This is a genomic window from Sphingobacterium sp. E70, from assembly GCF_019285695.1.
Lineage (GTDB): Bacteria > Bacteroidota > Bacteroidia > Sphingobacteriales > Sphingobacteriaceae > Sphingobacterium > Sphingobacterium detergens.
The window spans coordinates 392,610-411,055 of the sequence record NZ_CP079104.1; the positions used below are offsets into that span (position 1 = coordinate 392,610).

General features: G+C 38.8%; 24 protein-coding genes and 1 pseudogene. 4 read left to right on the plus strand and 21 right to left on the minus strand.

Annotated elements, in window-relative coordinates; translation table 11 throughout:
- Nucleotides 1-15: 15 nt before the first annotated feature.
- The 6 genes and pseudogenes from KUH03_RS02900 to KUH03_RS02925 form a co-directional block, all read right to left on the minus strand.
- A complete protein-coding gene (locus KUH03_RS02900; protein WP_257091491.1) occupies nt 16-195 on the minus strand; it encodes a hypothetical protein in 180 nt (59 codons plus the stop codon).
- 291 nt (nt 196-486) lie between these two features.
- Entirely contained in the window at nt 487-1,275 is a 789-nt protein-coding gene (locus KUH03_RS02905; protein ID WP_257091492.1) for an NAD(P)/FAD-dependent oxidoreductase, read from the minus strand.
- A gap of 279 nt (nt 1,276-1,554) precedes the next feature.
- A pseudogene (locus KUH03_RS02910) lies at nt 1,555-2,298 on the minus strand (carboxylesterase family protein); the annotation flags it as partial.
- Between the two features lie 34 nt (nt 2,299-2,332).
- The gene (locus tag KUH03_RS02915) at nt 2,333-2,890 is read right to left on the minus strand and encodes a carboxylesterase family protein (RefSeq protein ID WP_257091493.1); all 558 of its coding nucleotides are present in this window, start codon (nt 2,888-2,890) and stop codon (nt 2,333-2,335) included.
- Nucleotides 2,848-3,114 (minus strand): carboxylesterase family protein, encoded by a 267-nt coding sequence (locus KUH03_RS02920; protein ID WP_257091494.1) that lies wholly within the window; start codon nt 3,112-3,114, stop codon nt 2,848-2,850. The genes KUH03_RS02915 and KUH03_RS02920 overlap by 43 nt, the downstream gene beginning before the upstream one ends.
- A gap of 247 nt (nt 3,115-3,361) precedes the next feature.
- Nucleotides 3,362-3,877: a hypothetical protein gene (locus KUH03_RS02925; protein ID WP_257091495.1), complete on the minus strand. Its 516-nt coding sequence runs from the start codon at nt 3,875-3,877 to the stop codon at nt 3,362-3,364.
- A gap of 416 nt (nt 3,878-4,293) precedes the next feature.
- On the opposite strand from KUH03_RS02925, the gene KUH03_RS02930 reads away from it, so the two are divergent.
- The 3 genes from KUH03_RS02930 (at nt 4,294) to KUH03_RS02940 (ending at nt 6,837) form a co-directional block, all read left to right on the plus strand.
- Nucleotides 4,294-4,824, plus strand: a complete 531-nt coding sequence (locus tag KUH03_RS02930) for a DNA alkylation repair protein (protein ID WP_257091496.1) — start codon at nt 4,294-4,296, stop codon at nt 4,822-4,824.
- A 407-nt stretch (nt 4,825-5,231) separates the two neighbouring features.
- Nucleotides 5,232-5,468 (plus strand): hypothetical protein, encoded by a 237-nt coding sequence (locus KUH03_RS02935; RefSeq protein ID WP_120257052.1) that lies wholly within the window; start codon nt 5,232-5,234, stop codon nt 5,466-5,468.
- 301 nt (nt 5,469-5,769) lie between these two features.
- Nucleotides 5,770-6,837: a 2,3-butanediol dehydrogenase gene (locus tag KUH03_RS02940; protein ID WP_257091497.1), complete on the plus strand. Its 1,068-nt coding sequence runs from the start codon at nt 5,770-5,772 to the stop codon at nt 6,835-6,837.
- A gap of 188 nt (nt 6,838-7,025) precedes the next feature.
- Here the strand turns inward: KUH03_RS02940 and KUH03_RS02945 are convergent, their stop codons facing one another.
- From KUH03_RS02945 to KUH03_RS03010, 15 genes are all read right to left on the minus strand, one after another.
- A complete protein-coding gene (locus KUH03_RS02945; protein ID WP_257091498.1) occupies nt 7,026-7,421 on the minus strand; it encodes a sulfatase/phosphatase domain-containing protein in 396 nt (131 codons plus the stop codon).
- Nucleotides 7,367-8,416: a sulfatase-like hydrolase/transferase gene (locus KUH03_RS02950; protein WP_257091499.1), complete on the minus strand. Its 1,050-nt coding sequence runs from the start codon at nt 8,414-8,416 to the stop codon at nt 7,367-7,369. Before KUH03_RS02950 ends, KUH03_RS02945 begins: the two co-directional genes overlap by 55 nt.
- A gap of 20 nt (nt 8,417-8,436) precedes the next feature.
- Nucleotides 8,437-8,520: a RagB/SusD family nutrient uptake outer membrane protein gene (locus tag KUH03_RS47995; RefSeq protein WP_373564929.1), complete on the minus strand. Its 84-nt coding sequence runs from the start codon at nt 8,518-8,520 to the stop codon at nt 8,437-8,439.
- 118 nt (nt 8,521-8,638) lie between these two features.
- Entirely contained in the window at nt 8,639-10,216 is a 1,578-nt protein-coding gene (locus KUH03_RS02960) for a RagB/SusD family nutrient uptake outer membrane protein (protein ID WP_257091501.1), read from the minus strand.
- 23 nt (nt 10,217-10,239) lie between these two features.
- A complete protein-coding gene (locus KUH03_RS02965; protein WP_257091502.1) occupies nt 10,240-10,656 on the minus strand; it encodes a hypothetical protein in 417 nt (138 codons plus the stop codon).
- A complete protein-coding gene (locus tag KUH03_RS02970) occupies nt 10,632-11,384 on the minus strand; it encodes a TonB-dependent receptor domain-containing protein (RefSeq protein ID WP_373564930.1) in 753 nt (250 codons plus the stop codon). The genes KUH03_RS02965 and KUH03_RS02970 overlap by 25 nt, the downstream gene beginning before the upstream one ends.
- A 59-nt stretch (nt 11,385-11,443) precedes the next feature.
- Nucleotides 11,444-12,193: a TonB-dependent receptor domain-containing protein gene (locus tag KUH03_RS02975; protein WP_257091504.1), complete on the minus strand. Its 750-nt coding sequence runs from the start codon at nt 12,191-12,193 to the stop codon at nt 11,444-11,446.
- Nucleotides 12,194-12,278: 85 nt separating this feature from the next.
- Nucleotides 12,279-12,890 (minus strand): TonB-dependent receptor plug domain-containing protein, encoded by a 612-nt coding sequence (locus KUH03_RS02980; RefSeq protein WP_257091505.1) that lies wholly within the window; start codon nt 12,888-12,890, stop codon nt 12,279-12,281.
- The gene (locus tag KUH03_RS02985) at nt 12,887-13,696 is read right to left on the minus strand and encodes a carboxypeptidase-like regulatory domain-containing protein (RefSeq protein ID WP_257091506.1); all 810 of its coding nucleotides are present in this window, start codon (nt 13,694-13,696) and stop codon (nt 12,887-12,889) included. The genes KUH03_RS02980 and KUH03_RS02985 overlap by 4 nt, the downstream gene beginning before the upstream one ends.
- Before the next feature lie 146 nt (nt 13,697-13,842).
- Nucleotides 13,843-14,088: a FecR domain-containing protein gene (locus KUH03_RS48000; protein WP_373564622.1), complete on the minus strand. Its 246-nt coding sequence runs from the start codon at nt 14,086-14,088 to the stop codon at nt 13,843-13,845.
- Nucleotides 13,983-14,525, minus strand: coding sequence for a FecR family protein (locus KUH03_RS02990; RefSeq protein WP_257091507.1), 543 nt, complete (start codon nt 14,523-14,525; stop codon nt 13,983-13,985). The genes KUH03_RS48000 and KUH03_RS02990 overlap by 106 nt, the downstream gene beginning before the upstream one ends.
- Before the next feature lie 77 nt (nt 14,526-14,602).
- A complete protein-coding gene (locus KUH03_RS02995) occupies nt 14,603-14,929 on the minus strand; it encodes a hypothetical protein (protein ID WP_257091508.1) in 327 nt (108 codons plus the stop codon).
- 94 nt (nt 14,930-15,023) lie between these two features.
- Entirely contained in the window at nt 15,024-15,581 is a 558-nt protein-coding gene (locus tag KUH03_RS03000; protein WP_257091509.1) for an RNA polymerase sigma-70 factor, read from the minus strand.
- A 225-nt stretch (nt 15,582-15,806) separates the two neighbouring features.
- The gene (locus KUH03_RS03005; protein ID WP_257091510.1) at nt 15,807-16,202 is read right to left on the minus strand and encodes a nuclear transport factor 2 family protein; all 396 of its coding nucleotides are present in this window, start codon (nt 16,200-16,202) and stop codon (nt 15,807-15,809) included.
- A gap of 1 nt (nt 16,203) precedes the next feature.
- Nucleotides 16,204-16,554, minus strand: coding sequence for a hypothetical protein (locus KUH03_RS03010; protein ID WP_257091511.1), 351 nt, complete (start codon nt 16,552-16,554; stop codon nt 16,204-16,206).
- Between the two features lie 145 nt (nt 16,555-16,699).
- On the opposite strand from KUH03_RS03010, the gene KUH03_RS03015 reads away from it, so the two are divergent.
- On the plus strand, nt 16,700-17,695 hold the full coding sequence (locus KUH03_RS03015) for an AraC family transcriptional regulator (protein ID WP_257091512.1): 996 nt from the start codon (nt 16,700-16,702) through the stop codon (nt 17,693-17,695).
- The last annotated feature ends 751 nt before the right edge of the window (nt 17,696-18,446 follow it).

An 18,446-nucleotide genomic window follows, 5' to 3' on the forward strand; every position in this document is an offset into this window, starting at 1 on the left:
ATGTCCGGACGCCATCTAAAGTAATCTTGTTGCCCCCAAAAAATGATTTATTTTCGATATTTCGTCCAAAGTAATGCGGAGTTCATCACCTTCAAGTGAAAAATCGTCCATAATTTCGTTTTTCTTAGTTCTAAACTTTGTATTTATTCCCATTTTATTTGCTTCATATTTCCGTGAGTTTGTTTGATTATCCATGTCAACCCTGGGGGAAAAATTGTGGCAAGCCACATTAAGACCCTAATACCAACTTCGTATCGTAGCACTGTTGCTAAAATCCTTCCGAAAAATAGGCGTCTCGCAAAGTTTTTTCGCCATTGGTTGATGTAACGTTTTTCCAGTCCTTCACGTGAGATTATTTTGCCAGCATAATAGTCCACAATAAGTTCGGAAGCTATTTTTGCACTGTGTATCGCCATCGCCATCCCATTACCGCAAAGGGGTGGATCAGGCTCGCCGCATCGCCGACCATCAGGATATGATCTTCTATCACTGTTTTTTTTCAAATGAAATCTGGCTAATGGTAAGTGGTTTATCAAAAAGTACCGTATTGCGTTCAAAAAAACATTTTAGATGACTATTCGTAAACAAGATATGCTTCTGATGATCGACGACATTTTTATATTTTCTAAACGTCTCTACATCTGTTAAATAACATAAATTTATCGCATTATGCTCGATTTTTGAAATGCCGCAGTATCCTCCCGGAAAATTATGCAACGCAATTAGGCCGTCCGGAAAATCACCTGAATAATGTGCTTTAACCGCCATCCATTTCGATGTCTTTTTCATGAAATCACGAGCTAAAATCTGATCGATATTGGCACGTTTTCCAAAAGCACCAAGCACAATCTTTGCTCTCAAAATCTGATCTTGAACCGAAACCTCAAATATATCGTCACTAAAAGATATTCCAGAAACGCTGGCTATCACAATCGTACATCCATTTGCTTTTGCTTTGTGGTATAAGAAATCGTCCAAACAATACCGGCTTACGCCGATACCGCCCAAGGGCAATTTGACCTGAGCCGATTTTCCATTTTGCGTCGTGAATTTAAGATGTTGAATATAGGTTGGATGCAATTCATTTATATTGGCGTTAAGCCAGCACAAATAGGGTACAATCTCATTGGAAAGATATTCTCCACACACTTTATGGTGAGGATAGTTGTGCTTTTCGACTAATGTTACTTTTAATCCTTGTTTGGACAGATGAAGTGCACTCGTGAGCCCGGCAAGACCGCCACCTATAATTATCACATCAGGATTCACTGCCATAAGTCACAATTCGCTTTACATTGGTAATCTTTAACATATCATCTTCATAAGTCATTACAGTCTCCAATTGGTCAATCCCGTTTGATTCAAACAAAATAACGCTAAAAAATAAGCACACTCAGCAATGTAACTCACAAGCCTTATGATTAATCTGGTTTATGAAAAGTTTCTTTGATAACAGCGATGACCATAAATAGTTTTGATCTTGCGGCAAATAGAAAACCAAGAGCTTCCCCTCACCCTTGTATTTTTCATCGATCAGAGCTTTAACTGGATTGGCTATGGACTTTTTAGAAATCTTTGCTCCTTTTCGACAAATAAACCGTCAAGAAAAAGATACCTTTCTCTGAATTGCTCGGGAGATGCCTTTGCTTCAATAGCTATGTTAAGTATATTCATAAATTTATCTGTTGCTGTGGTTTTTGGCCACACAGCAAGGTCTCTTCCATTGGGATTACCGGTCTTAATAAAATTGATGAAGTAGCGCTGTCCCAGTAGTGAAGTTTTATAGTCATCCTTCGTCCAGTCAAAAACATCGTTGCTGTTCAGGTTGCCCAATAGATATTCAATATCACTGGCATGGGATGCTCCTGGGAGGGCTGGTGGCAGATTCTCTTTGTCCGTATTGTCAGATTTTTTATTTATCCCACCAGCGAGCCCTGTCTCCACGTCGCTATAAGCTGCTTTCATCGATGGCCGCGCTTTGCTAAATATGTAAACATAAACAGGTTGACCACTGTTTTTTCGTTGCAAATCGAGCCACTTCCAAGTACTGTAAACAATAAAATTATCACTGGCTAGTCCAGTCGCCGATTTGAGGACTTCACTTTCTGTTTTTCCGGGATACAATTTGAGCACTTCATCAGCTCCAGTGCCAAACTGTTCGCGTACTAACCTTTCGTAGTTGTTCGGTGATGGATAAGACTTGCCTGTGAAGGCGAGATAAGGAGCCTCTGTAGACGTCCAGCCCGCAAGTAGAGGAACTTTGGACTGCTCCCCTGCTTCAAATATTTCCAACGGTGATTTGGGAGAAAATAACCATCTATGATCAGACGTGTCATAAAGGCGCCGGGCTCACTGGCCCAGTCAAGTAGTTCTGCGGCAGGAATTTTACGCAATTGGCTGAGATTGCCTGCGTTGACTTTGGCCGCAAATGTAACACCTCGTTGTTCTTGCTCCCCAAGGAAATAGTGCCATATCTTAAATTAAAAACACTTCCGCTCTGACCGATAGCACGCTTAAATAGCCCTTTAGAAAGCGGACTGCTCATCTGAGCGGAAACAGACATGCTTCCTGCAGATTCGCCACCTATGGTAACCTCATCAGGATTACCTCCAAAGGCAGCTATATTCTTTTTGACCCATTTTAATGCCGCATATTGATCCAGGAGACCATAGTTCCCTGATGCATTTTTTTGTGATTCTTGGGTTAGTTCCGGATGCGCAAAGAAACCAAAGATGCCCAAACGATAATTGACCGTAACGACAATAATGCCTGCTTTGGCAAAACTCTCTCCATCGTAACGATTTTCTGATCCATCACCGGCATTAAAGCCGCCACCATAAAAATAAACTAAAACAGGAAGTTTACCAGATCCCCCGCCTTTGGTCGCCATATATTCAGGTAGAGGCAATCTTCACTTATACCCGGAGAACGAAATCTCATATCCCCATAGATCGGTTTCTGCATTGGTGAATTTCCAAAGCGATCTACCTTTCGAACCCCTGTCCAATGATCGGCAGGTTGTGGTTCTTTCCATCGCAAATTGCCAACCGGCGGTTTTGCAAAAGGGATTCCACGGAATGCCTGCACTCCGCTGGATAACGTAATTCCCTCCATTATCCCCTCCTCAACCTTTACTTGAGGCTGTTGGGCAAAAACAAATGATATAATCAGGAACGCGGTGACAGTAAAAAAATCTTTATCATAATAATGTTCGCTTAGTTTATGCTTTAGTATTCGCTCAGTTAAAATACTAAAATAAAATTAAACGAACAGGTTTTCAATATCTTACACAGGACTGCACCATTTAGATAAACTCTCGCTTGTAGGCATTTGTCAAATTACAAAATCCAATGCCTTTACCTTATCTCGCACCGTCATTCCATAATTTTTCAACAATTTCGTTTTGATTATATTCAAAATAATTGCCCTGTTTATCTTTTTGTCTTTGAAAAAGACAGCGGTCAAAAGTTGTAAAATTTAAGGTTAGAAAATCAATGAAATAATCATCAAGATGATAATGAAACTGCCCTTTCAAACTTTTATCATCCTCGTCCTGCATAACAAAAGTCTTTTGACGTCGCACAATTTCTACCAGTTCATCCTTTGTGATATGTTCAATAATTTTCGGAGCGGGAAGTGATATTCTGAATGCCAAAACTTCAGCGCCTTCTTCCTCCCACCATTCCCAAAGATTAAACTGAGACATATCTTTACCGGTCATTTCATGAAGCGTATTTTCAAGCTTTTGATATTCGGTATTATCTTCATCCCCGTTCTCTTCACAATAGTCAGAATATGCTAGAATGAGTTTTAGAACTTCCGGATAGCGTTTTTCCAATGTTTGAAAATCAGGTTCAATTTCTTTTCTTAATTCCATTATCCAAATGTAACATCAAAAGTAACTTCATCTTGTTGAACGGCCTCCGCACATCCTTAGCTTTATACCAAACAAGTAGGTTCTAATCTTTTGCTCAAAAAGACGAGGGCAACAAACAAAAATAGAATAATAATTTATACCGATTATATTTTACCATATTATCGGCAGTTAAAAAATTAGTAAATTCACGATATAATAACGCTTGATCAACACATAAATATAATAAGATGCACCTTACACTAGTGTCTTGACAATGAGTAAGCAAGTAAATGTCGTACATCTGTTATTTATCGGAAAACAATTATGGAACTATCATCGACAGCAGAAAATATTATCACGCAAATTAGCGACAAGAAGACCAAACTTGGTGACTTGCGTAAAATTGCTAACGTTATAAAAAAGACCACGAACTAGCCATGGAACTGTGGTCTACAGCACACTACCTTGCCCGACAATTGGCGATCTTACTGATGGACAAGAAATTACTTTCTAAAGAAATTATTGACAGGTTGGTCAGTGATATTGAACAACATCGGGAAGACGAAAGACTGCAGCTGATTGATTGGCTTATGGCGAATCAACTTGCCAAAGACAAACGCACAATCGCATTAATGGAAAGTTGGGAAAATAGTACATCTCCCCTTCAAAGACGTACTTTTTGGTACCATCAAGCCCGATTGCGATGGGTGGGACAAACGCCGCCGCCCAATAGCGAGGAGTTGCTTTCGAAGATTGAAACCCGAATTGAAAATGAAGTATCTGAAGTCCAGTGGGCGATGAATTTTACTGCCGCTCAAATCGGTATTTTTCAGGAGATTTTCAGAAAAAGATGTATCAATATCGGTGAGCAAACAGGGCTTTATAAAGACGAAATGGTGGCTAAAAATTGTACACCAAACTATTTACCAAAGTTCATCGCCATTCAGGTTGCAAAACTCAATAAATAAAATCACCGGATTTCTTGTAAAGTTGTCCGGTGATATATCCCGGTGTCAAAAATTGAGATCACACAGCGGAAAATCTCAATTTGAGATATTAGCGGTAAAATGTCCGATTATTATTTTCCACGGCAGCAGTGATAACGCCGTCTACTATGGTTCCTCTACGAAACTTTCCAAACTGTTAAAAAGCTCAGATCGTTTCATCACATTAAACAATGAAGGGCATAATGACTTCTCGAAAAACAAAGTTTATCTGAAATGGATTAGCACGATATTAAGATCAAACCAACATGCGAAATAAATGACGATAATACCATTATTGGCTATAAATATTGACAGTCGCGAAAGGAATATGACAATTGACACCGAATTACCAATTACTCTTCCTACCTTTGTTTCCAAATAAAACACATATGCCAAAAGAAACAAAAGCGGGACTTTATCAGGGAACCATAGAAAAAGATGCCAATGGAAATTACTTTTGTGGCCCTTATCTATTGGATTATCAAATCGTAGAAGCTTATTTTAAATTGGGTGATCGGGTCAGCTTAAAAAGTATCATCAAAAATACCAGCCGTATGAGTATGGAAACTTATCCACAAAAATCAATTAAGTTTTCATATGCTACTGAAAATCATGACAATGATTAAGATGAACTAAATCGTTCAATACTGAATACACTTCACCTGTTTTCATACCCCTTTTAAAACGGGACGTATGAAAACAGATGGATAATAAAGTGGTCAGCATCAGCGAATTTGAAGCAGCAACCTATTGCAACAGCTCGTTAATAAATCCTCAGAATATGAATCATGACCGTCATTTCGAATTATAGGATCTCCACATTAATTTTCGGCTAAAATGATCCATCTCATTTACGTTTGAGATATGGATCACGATGATCCTTAATCATTCTGCTTAACTTAGTCTATATTCAAAAAAGGAGATAATATGACGAATACAATGAAAGCCGCACGTTGGTATGCTGCAAAAGATATCAGAGTAGAATCAACTGAAATTCCTGAACCGAAGTCTGGTCAAGTTAAAATAGCTGTTCATTTCGCAGGAATCTGTGGATCTGATCTACATGAATATGTACATGGTCCCCAATTAATCCCGGTAGATCAACCTTATCCACTAAATGGGCATCAAGGAACCACTACATTAGGGCATGAGTTTTCAGGAGTAATAGATGCGATTGGTGAAGGCGTCCATCATTTAAAAGTAGGTGACCGTGTGGTCGTAGAACCGATTTTTAAAAACTTCGATAGTCCTTTTATCGCAAATGGTGCATATAATTTATCTGAACCTTTGGGATTTGTAGGCCTATCCAGCAATGGTGGATTTGCGCCGTATGTCGTCGTCGAAGACTATATGGTACACAAAATACCTGATAGCATGTCGTTCGAAAAGGGGGCATTAGTGGAACCTGCCGCTGTAGCAGTTTATGCAGTACTCCAAAGTGGACTTAAAATCGGAGAAACGGTATTGGTCTCTGGAGCTGGCCCAATAGGTTTACTGTGCGTTCAGGCAGCACTTGCCGCAGGTGCAACAACAGTTATTGTGACTGATATCGCTGACAAGCGTTTGGAGAAGGCTAAAGCCATCGGTGCTACCCATATCATCAATGCAAAAGAAGAAGGTATACCACAAAAGATTAAGTCCATCACGGAGCTTGGAGTGGATGTATTTCTAGATTGCGCTGGTGTACAAGCCTCCTATACAACTGGAATTGATAGTTTAAAAAATGGTGGAACGGCTGTTTTAGTTGCACTTTTTGGCAAACCTGTAACTACCGATGCACTGGATCAAGTCTTGCGGGAAATCACCATTAAAGGTATTATCGCTTATCGCAATATCTTTCCACAAGTTATCGCGCTTATCGATAGTGGACGTATGCCCGTAGAAAAACTTGTGACACGCAAAATAAGCTTAGACAATATCGTTTCAGAAGGATTTGAAGCTCTGGTTAATGATCCCACTGAAGTCAAAATCTTAATTGATATACAGAAAAATTAACGCCGTCAGGATACCGAAAATAATAAGCGATATATCGAAAAAATAATGTGATCGCTATAAATATGGCCGCTTGGGATACCCAAGCGGCCATATTTATTCGGTTTGCGAAATCTTTTGTAAATGATTTACATTTTATTTGGTATTATTGGTCAATGGGAAGATAGCACTCTCCACATGCGCTTTCTCAATCAAGCGTTGCAATTCCTGTACTTTTTCGGATTGCTATTCGCAACATTGTTCTGTTCTTTTGGATCTTGTTTGAGATTGTACAGCTCTTTAATCGGAGTACCAGTAGTTACTTTCTGCAAAATGAGTTTCCAGTCACCTTTTCGTAAGGCCTGACGTCCACCATCTTCATGGAATTCCCAATAAAGATAATCATGTTGCTTTTGTTGTTTATTCTGTCCCAATAAAGTAGGAACAAAAGAAACCCCATCTGTATATCTGGGTTTATCCGCCTTAGCAAGTTCGACCATCGTTGGCATAATATCCCAAAAAGCACCCAAATAGTTTGATGTCTTTCCTTCGGCTATTTTTCCCGGCCAATAGGCAATGAACGGGGTCCTGATACCTCCTTCATACAAATCGCGCTTATTTCCACGCAAACCTCCAGAACTATTGAAAAAATTAGGATCTGCTCCCCTTCTTTATGCGAACCGTTGTCACTTGTAAATATGATTATGGTATTGTCAAGCAAGTTGTTTTGACGTAGTTTTTCTACGATCTGACCAACATAAGCATCCATACGACTTACCATGCTTGCATACATAGCATGCGGTTTCTCTACACCAGCATAACCCGGAACTGTTGCCTTTGGTCCGTAATCATTTCCTTTATGTGGTTTTTCATCAAATGAATTGGCATATTGCTGGTAATATTCATCTTCTGGACCAGAAAGTTCGGCATGGGGAAGCACAGTAGGTACAAAGAGAAAGAAAGGTTTGTCTTTATTCGCATCAATAAAGGCAAGAGTTTTCTCTTGGATCAATGCTGGTGCATATTGACCTTTGGCCAATAATCCATTACCATCAAGCTCAATCCGCTCTTTATTATGCCAAAGGTGAGTAGGGTAATAACGGTGGGATTGACGTTGACAATTGTAACCATAAAACTCGTCAAATCCTTTCTGATCTGGCGCTCCGGTAGTATTGACCATCCCTAGCCCCCATTTTCCGAAAGCTCCTGTCGCATAACCCGCCTTCTGCAACAACATAGCGATTGTCTGTACCGAATCTGCTAACGGTTGTTGTCCCTCTGGTTCGATTTCTTTATTTCCTCTTACATAGGTATGCCCAGTATGCTGTCCTGTCATTAGGGAAGAACGCGAAGGAGCACAGACAGAGGTACCAGCATAAAAGTTCTCAAACTTCATTCCCTTATTGGCTAGTGAATCAATATGCTTGGTTTCAATTTTTGTCTGACCATATACACCAAGATCCCCATAACCGAGGTCATCCGCCATAATAAAAACAATATTGGGTCTTGTCGCCCTATTTTGAGCAAATGTGGCTCCTGAGATAGCCAGTAAGAAAACAGCTACAGCTACCTTCTTATTATTAATAGATTTTAGTAGGTTCATGTATATCCAAAGTTAAGTAATTACCAACCTTCATTTTGTTTTAAATTTTTATTTTGTACAAGTTCCGAAGAAGGAAACGGGTATAAATAATAATACTCGGAAATGGTGACGGCGCCTTACCTTCGTAAGAGATATACCCTTTTGTCGATCCATTTTCAATTGGGATAGGTGTATTGGCCGGAACGTCCACACCTTTAGTAATATATCGGCCCAATTTTGTCGCTACTGCATAATCCATTTTCTCCATCTTCTGAGATCGTCGAATCGAAAACCTTCTCCCATCAATTCCACTGCCCGTTCCCTACGTATTTCCCAAAGGATGGCATTCACCGATTGATCGCGTGTAGGATCTTGTGGGATTGCAGTTAACTGCAATGGCGCCACCCCACCCCGTGCTCTCAATTTATTTATCGTTTGATCAATAATCTGCTGGCTGATTTCGTCTAATTCGTATTTTGCCTCTGCATAGCTGACCAAAATTTCACCAAGTCTAAATATTGGTGCATCATTGATATCAACATTTTGGATTCGATTGATTTTATTGCTGAATTTATAGAAACGATAGCCCGTATAACTTACACTATAGGGCTGTCCATTTGTAAAATCTACATAATGGGGTTCTTCTTTCAATATCAGACCTTCCCAGTTCATCCATGGTAACGTTTTATGCTTATCGTCAGATAATGTAGACATTAAATCTATATATTCCCGATCATTTGGATTATCCGTATATTCCCATAGTAAATTTGTTTTCCCCATTTTTACTCTGTAAGGAGGTGGAATGGTATAGTATAAACGGGTATCCCGATTCCGAAATTCGTCGTAAGCACTTTGATCCCCATCAAATGCAGTACTTGTCCAACGGGTTTGCCCATCTTTCATCAGGTACATATCGACGGCTTTCTTGGTGAGATCCCAACGACCAGCTGAATTACGGGCTCTAGAGGCCAGACCATGTGTAATCTGATTCAATTCATACTGTTTGTAAAGAAATACTTCGTTGACATTAGCCAATGACTCGCTGTTAAAAAGCAAATCATAATTGTTTATCAACGGAATATTATTGACCAAAATCTTCTCCGCAGCTAAAGCTGATAGACGCAGGTATTTTTCAGCATCTTTAAGTTGTCGATATTTACGCCAAGTACCTTCACGCAAACCGAAGCGTGCGGTCAAGGCCAATACAACTTTACGGTTTATCGTATTAGGTCCATCACCGTTTTCTTTGATATTTTCTCCCGCATAGCTTAGCATTTCCAGAATATGAGCAGCGATTTCATCGCGGTCGCTCGGGGTACCATATAAGATTTCCTTATCGCCATCATCGATGGTATGTTCTACCCAGATCGCGCTGCCGAATTTGTTCAACAGGTCCATGTATTGGTAAGCTTTGAAAAAGTACCCGATACTGCGAATATGTTTTTTCTCAGACTCAGACAATTGGCTGGCTTGATCAATATTATCCAAAAGAATATTAATGGAACGAATCTGTATAAATGGATCCTTATAATCTGCGCTCGTTGAAGGAACAACCATACGCTGCCAGATCCAGTCCGAAGTACTATTGGCTTGAGCAGTTGCAAATAAATCGCTGTTCACCTCTGAGTCTGGAATTGAAACGTTGTATCCTGGGAAGGTACCATAAAACTGCCAGGCATACGAAATAAAATTATTGTAGTTAGTGAATGTGCTCTGTTCGGTTAAAGTCCCCTCGGGATCCAGATCCAGTAAATTGCTACAGCTGGATAAGGATGTGCTCAAACCAAGGAAAATGATATATTGGATAAATCTCTTTTTCATAATATTTTACGTTTTTCTAATGATTAAAAAGTAACATTGACACCAAAACTGTATTTTTTCAGGAATGGATAAATCCCTCCCGAACCGATGTCCTCTCCATCGGCTTCCATCCCTCTGGGCATATGGTCGGCTTTAAATAGATTTTCACCCGACACAAAGAATTTGATGTTGTTGACCACTTTACTGCGTAAAATTTTATTGTCCACTGTATATCCTACCGTAATATTCCGTACACGCAGATAAGATGCATCTGAAAGATATTTCGTCTGCCGACGCCTATTGGCACTGGTATTTAATCCAGCATTTGCATATATTCTTGCATAGGTCGCATCCGTATTCTCCGGAGTCCAATAATCAAGATTGCCCTTATAGAGCGTTCCAAACTGATTATTATAGGGCCACATCAGGAAATTATCTAACCAAATATCCCGCTTACCCACCCCTGGATGAAAACGCTCAGATCAATATTTTTATAAGAAAAATTACTATTTAATCCAAATTGAAAACGTCTATTGCTGTTACCGATGATCTTCATATCGCCCGGATCGGATACCGTATTGGTGCCATTGAAAATAATACCATCTTGGTTCAGATCCGCGTATTTCATGTCACCGGGGTTCTGCGCCACTCCCTTGAAAAAAGGTATACCTTCTTTAAGTTTGCCATTCATCAGATTAGCATCCAATGTATTAGGCTGAAAGTCGTCATTTGTATAATATCCATTACTTACATAGCCCCATATCTCACCAATTTCTTTCCCTTTGTAATAACCATCTATCAATCCCGCGCTATTATTGATCTTGGTAATGAATGCCCTATTGTCGGAAAGATTAAAGGTAAACGAATATTTAAAGTCTTTGATTTTGTCCTTCCAGGAAAGTTCGAGTTCCCAGCCTTTCGATTCAAGGTCAGTCACATTTTGAAATGGTGGTGCAGATCCCAAAACTGCCGGTAAATCTGCTCCCTGATAAAGCATGCCAATTGTCTGACGTCTGAACCAATCAAAACTTCCATTCAGTTTACTGTTGAACAATGCAATATCAACACCTAGGTTTAAGGTGCGAACCTTTTCCCAGGAAAAAGTCGAACTGATTAAATTGGGCGGATTGATCGTCAGATAACGGACACCCGTATTAGGGTCTATCCAGTTGGCATTACCCGTATTCATTTGTGGAATTGTTGGGAAATAGACCTGATTTTTATCGGAACTCAATACTACTTGGTTGCCTATCTCTCCATAAGAAGCCTAAATTTCAGCATTGGAATGCTGTTTTTAAGATGCTCCATGAAACCTTCCTCTGCGACGTTCCATCCCGCGGACACAGAAGGAAAAAATCCAAACCTACTATCTTTAAGAAAGCGGGAAGAACCATCCAAGCGACCATTTAGCTCCAAAAGATAACGGTTTTTGTAATCATAGTTAATTCTTCCGAAATAACCCAACACAGCGTATTGACCGAAACTATCGGATGTATTTTGTGTCCCCGTACTTGTCCCCAATGAAGGCGAATTTGGGCTCAATATGCCGTACCTTGTGGCTGAAAAGGATTCGATATAACTTTTCTCATAATTTGTTCCTACCAGTACTTTCAGATTATGATCTGTTATCGCACGACTATAGCTCGTATAAAAATTTAAGGCATTATAATCTGTCTGCGAATTTGACCGGGTATAAAAATCCTGATTAAATAGATATTCCGTATTGAAATTGTTCGGATTCATATACCTATTTCTATTCTGGGCATTTTTATTGTTTAGATTATTTTTGCTAAAGGTGTACTCTGCGGTTATATTCCAGCCGGGTAAAGGATTATATTCCAATTTTCCAAAAAGCCTAAGATTTTCCTCATATCTACGTGCGGCATCCTCGTACCTAAGGTAATTGTTTGGAGTTCCATAGGGAATAGTTTTTCCATCGTTATCAACGGTTTCACCCGGATTGAGATAGGATCCGAATGTGAGAGCTCTGTAAAACATTTCGCCCATATTTGCTGGAGTCAGGCGATTATCCTTTTATAAAATACATTGACACTTGCATTAAAATTCTTAAACAGTTCAGCATTCACAAAAGCATTAAAATTATACCTGCTGTAGCTGTCTTTTTGGTAATCATAATGCCATCTTCATTGCTATACATACCGGATAGCCTATATGCTATCTTTTCGGAACCGCCCCGGATAGACAGATTGTGTAAATGCTCAAATCCTGTCTGGAACACTTCATTATAGAGATCGTATTCTTTCAAAGGATATTTTGTATTGTTTATCTCGGCTATACCATCGGCATATTTAGAGGGATTGGTCTGATATTCCTTTAACAGTTCAAGCCAGGTATCCACATTTTGACCTGCCCAATTTGAACTGTTTCCGAAGTCTTTTAATGCCTGAACGAACTCCAAAGGAGTTGCCTTTTCCGGCAAAGTTGACGGCCGGCTCCAAGTTAGATTACTGGAGTAATTGATGCTGGTTGGTTGATTTCGAGTCCCCTTCTTGGTTGTGATGAGTATAACACCAAAAGCAGCTCTAGCACCATAAATTGAAGCCGCAGCCGCATCTTTCAATACAGTGACATTTAGAATATCTTTTGGGTTGACATCATCCATATTCATAGGTACATTATCCACCAAAACCAAAGGAGATCCACCATTAATTGAAGGTAAACCACGAATATTCAATTCGGTTGAAGTTCCCGGACGCCCCCACCAAATGTCACTTGAAGCCCCGGTAATGCACCTTGTAAGGCTTGGGAACTACTCGTTACCGGCCTATCGCCCAATACCTTTTCCATATCAACGGAAGCCACAGATCCAGTAAGATTTGCCCTCTTCTGTGTACCATAACCAACGACAACAACCTCTTCTAAAGAGGTTAAATCTTCTTGTAAGGTAATCGCCATAAAAGATTGGCTAACTGAAACTTCCTGACTTATAAAGCCGACATTACTAACGAGCAGTACTGCATTGGGGCCACTTACTCTGAGCGTAAATTCCCCTTTGTCGTTGGTACTTGTACCGCGATCCTTGTCCTTTTCAACCAAGGTTACACCAGATAGCGGGAAGCCCTGACGATCCACAACTTTTCCTTTGATATCGAGACCTTGTAGTGATTTAGCATTAACGGTTATCACATAAGTATTCTCGCTCGTGTTTTCCATTCGAAGCTGAAATCTATTCAGCAATGGCGCCAAAGCATTGTTCCAATTTTGATTTTCGACAGAGATTAAAGGTAGGTTTTTATCATCTACAACATTGTCAAAATAGATGAATTTAACTTTGGTTTGCTTTTCAATCGTTTTTAACACAGTTTTAAGATCAGTATTCCTGATTTTTAAAGATACCTTCTCTTGAGCTTTGGTGCTTATTCCGAAAACCTTTACGGTAAATGCAAAAGTGAGCGCTAGCGTTAATTTTGTCATTAATGCATATTTAATGGTACTTGATTTTCGTGCAAAAAATACCTGACCATGTAAATTATTTTTCATAGTTTTAATTTGATTATGGAACCATAGAGTACATTATCTTTCTCAGGGACCTTGTACTCTTTATTTCATGAACTTAGAGGATACATCAACCGGTGTATCCTTTTTTGATGGGTTATGTGTAGTCTTTATTCATCGTTTATTTAGGGTTAATATAGAATAATTGTGTCATTTTCATGTTTAACACGTATAGCTGGATTAGCCAGTGTAATAGTCTTTAAAGCCATGTCAAGATTATAACCTTCCATAGTTCCTGTGAACGTCGTATTTTCAAGCTCAGTATTGTTAATTATAATATTTCGATTATACCATTTGCTAATTTTAGAAGCGACGATAGACATCGGATCGCCTTCAAACGAGAGCTTATTTTCAAGCCACAAAGTCTCTGATGGCATTTTTCCCCTTCTTGAATTTGGAGTTCTGTACGTTGTACCAATGGAATGCGAGTTTTTCGCAAGGCCTGCTGAACTAATTTTTCCGCAATAGTTATTTTTTCACCCGGTATCATACGGTAGGTTTCGCCATTCGTTCTATCTGTCATTTCGATCGCACCTTCTACGAGTGAGGTCTGTATTTTATGCTCGTCAGGATATGCTCTGATATTGAACTTGGTGCCAAGAACCTTCACTTCAGCGTCTTTGTATGACACAATAAAAGGATGCCTTTTGTCTTTCGCTACCGAGAAGAAACCCTCGCCAATTAATTTGACATGACGATCCTTTTTGTTGAAACCTTTGGCCAAATAAAGTTTACTATCTCCATTCAGCCAGACCGTACTGCCATCTGGAAGATTAAGAATTCTCTTCTCTCCTTTAGCACTACTATAATGCATTCCATACTCAATGGATCTTGCTTGATGTTTATACCACCAAATGCCGGTGGAAAGGATAACTAGTACAGAGGCAGCGGCTAAATAAAAGGATAGCCCACTTGCTTAACTTTTAATTTCAGCGTCTCAAATAAAGATAAGCGTAACGACGGAGTCGCGACCTCCTCGGATTTCACTGTGTTGATTTCTGACTCAGTGCTTTCTATCTGTTGCCATATTTGATCAAATGCGGATTCAGTATTTGGGATACTCGATTGCGAAGATTGAACTTTACTTACAATAAAATTATAAAGAACTTTATTTCGACTATCTTCATTGATCAATTTCTCCAAAAGCCGCTTTTCTTCAGGATTTAGTGTTCCCTCAAGCTGTCTATTTAATAAATCTAGAAATTGATCTTGGTTCATAGTTCCTTTTGATTCTTTAAAATAAGAGCCAAAAGAGGATGAATGTCACCAATTGAAAATGAAATAAAACTTCAAACAACTGTATACTAGCTATTTATTTTTTTAAAGAAATTGATTCTCTTAGGCGACGCAGGGCAAGCTGTATATGCCGATCCACCGTATTTTTGGAAATTTCCATAATAGCGGCCGTTTCGTGGTACGTACAGCCAAGGTCTTTTACGAGGGTAAAAGCCATTTTGCATTTTGAGGGCAGTTCCTCAATAGTTTGTTGTATAATTTTCAGATTCTCATTTGATATATATTCCTGTTCAACACTTGGAGATTGATAATTGAAATCAATAATCTCAGAAATATCAACATGAGAGGGTTGTCTTTCAAGATATTTTATGGCATTGTTTCTAACAGACCTAAAGAGATAAGTTTTAATATTTTCTATTTCCATTAACTTATCTTCCAATAGCCACAATTTCATAAATATCTCTGAGATAATATCTTCTACCGGTTCCGACGACTTAATTATAGCGACACCAAACTCATATAGATCGGGGTGAAAACTTTTGAATAAGGTTTTAAATGCAACCTGACTTCGATCGAACGCTATTGCATATCGCAATTCATTCCATAGGAAGGGGGCTTGATTAAAATCCTGCATTTATTTATGAAAAATGGTCTATATAAAATAAAGATATTAATTTTTACACATATACAAGAATACAAAAACCATACTTTTTAGCCAAATACTATTTTTGGTTTGCTAATTGTTTCAGTGAATAGATTGCATATAACTGTTCAGTTGGTACATACCCTCCTTATATAAAATGTATAAATTCTTTATTGAATTTATACATTTTATCCTATTCATTAGACAAGGCAACCTTTATAGCAAAGCCTCTGAAACCGCATAACTGTCTTCCAAGAGCGTATATTCGATAATTTTATGGTTGTGTATCTTCAAGTGAATAAAGAATACAGAACTGACCAGCTTTCCTGTTTTCAACATCTTGGAGGTAAAATTCCCTTTTATAATAGCCTGATCTTCGTTGGTCAATACGGTCTGTATAGCTGCGCCTACAGGTTCAACAGCTGACCATAGTAACTTAAAAAGTTGTTCCACCTCCGGTTTCGACCTTCTCGATCCCAGCCATTTTATCTTTGCTGTATTGCCCGGAATTTCCAGGTAAAACTCTTCAGCAAAAAGATCAACCAGGTTTTTCAGTTCTCGCCGCTGCAAGCTAGCTAGGAAGGTATCCACAAAAGCATTGATATTTTCCATCTCAAATAGTGTTTAGATTTCTGTTTTGCAAATAAGCCATCATTCCAACCCATACGGCAACAGCTAGGATCATAACAGAACCTATCATACTGATTGTATAAAATAAGGAGATGACAGCAATAACGCTGGCAATAACCCAAATAACATCTAACGTAATGATAAATTTGGTCCAGCTTTTCGAGATAATTTTCTTCATAGCCGTTGCCAGTACAAATACAGAAAACACGATCAGAAAACCTCCAACCAAGGTAAATGGACTACTGTGTGGTGTTTTAAATAGTTGTGTAAATAAAGAAGGCATGGTCGCTAATAAGAGCCCGGTCATTCCTGAGCTGATCGCATTGGTCAGCAATACATTTTTAGTGTCATAATTTCTATCTTTTTGTTACTCAAAAGTACTGCTGTACGGACGGCTTTTTATTATCTATAAGCGACAGGGTATTGACATTATGCGACAATCAGATACAAACTGTAAAACATATCATTAGATTTACAGTATGAATTATAGACAGACCATGTTGCAAGCCTTGATTGCCTTTTGTGGTGAGCGTGGGCTAGATAATGCTAAAATTACTGCATTATCAGGATTTTCGATTGCCCAGTTAATGAACAGCGCCAGGTTTGATATCTCTAACCAACAGGTGGAAAATCTGTGGAAGAACATTGTTCAGTTTTCCAACGATGAGCTGATAGGCTTGCATTTTGGAGCTACAATGCAGTTAGCGGCACTGAATATTGTCGGACAGATTATCCAAACGAGCAGCACCGTGAAAGACGCTCTTCTACAGGTACGATCGATGATGCACGTAGTCACGGATCTTTATACAATGGAAATAGAACTGGGACCTAAAACATGTGTCATCCAATACCTTAAAAATGCAGGTTTTGACCATTTCCAGATGACCCAAAGACAATTCGGGGACTTCCTGATAGCGTTTACAATTTATGAATTGAAAGGGCTTTTACTTAAAAATCTGAAACCCACGAAGGTTGGTCTACCAAGCTTTCAGAAAGATCGCTACATGGACTACGAGATAATTTTGAAATGTCCAATAGTTAAGGCAGAATATTATACGGTAGAATTTCCCAAAGAATACCTGGACTTTCCAATCATTACAGCCAACTATGAGGTGCAAACTTTGCTCATTAACCAAATGAACAAATTGCAAAATCCAAACGAGTTAACAGGTGCTCTTTCCAAGAGGATATTCAACTACCTTCTAGCGAACTCTTACCTTTATTCACTCTCGATCGAAGCGGTAGCCGGAAATTTCAATATCAGTGTAAGGACTTTACAACGTAAACTCAAGGATGAGGGAGCTTCTTATGTACAAATTGTTGAGGAGGTGCGTAAGTCACTGGCTGTCCATTACATGCAAAACAGTAGTTCTTCGGTAAAAGAAATTTCAACCATTTTGGGCTATGCTGAGCCAAGTGCCTTCGTTCGGGCATTTAAAAAATGGACAGGAAAACTCCTACAGCATATCGAATAGCTGGTCTCTAGATTAGTATGGTGTTTATGAGTTTTCCAAGAACTATTATTGTCGCGATTTTAGGTTTTATAAGCCTCCGTTATATTAATCAACAGCAGTATGGAACTTCGTTTATAGCTGATTTCTTTTGGATATTCATTCTAATATGTGATATCCTATTAACCATTTTGTAATTTTCAAGGATGTCCAAGGATACAAAACGAGTAAAAAGTTAAGTTCCTTTTTACTAACACTTGTGTGCATATGTATCACGATCACTGCCTTTTAATAAATCATAGTGTAAAAAAGGAACTCAATAGGCCTGTTTTAATGGAATTATATTTTAATGGTGATATAAATGGTATTTGTATTGGGCTACGGAGTGATGGTACTTACATATATGAAAGTGTATTTTTGGTTGGCTCGGATATTTCATATGGAAGATACAAGACCACTGACAGTACCATAACGTTAGATCCTCCCTTCAAAGGCTCAAAAATTGATTATCATAGCTTTAAGCTTATGCCAACAGCGAATGGAATACAGGCAAGTCCCTTAGATAAGAACAATAATATTCTTAGCCCCTACTACAATTTTAATATTATTGACCATAGGAAGTGATTTCTGATCCAAACAAACGAACTATTTCTAGCCTTTCATACAAATAAACATGGTCGTGCAACAAAAGAAAAAAATGAGTATTTACTAGAATATATCAGCCCCATTTTTGGGTGAAGCTGATATATCTATATATAGCGTATAATAATACAGT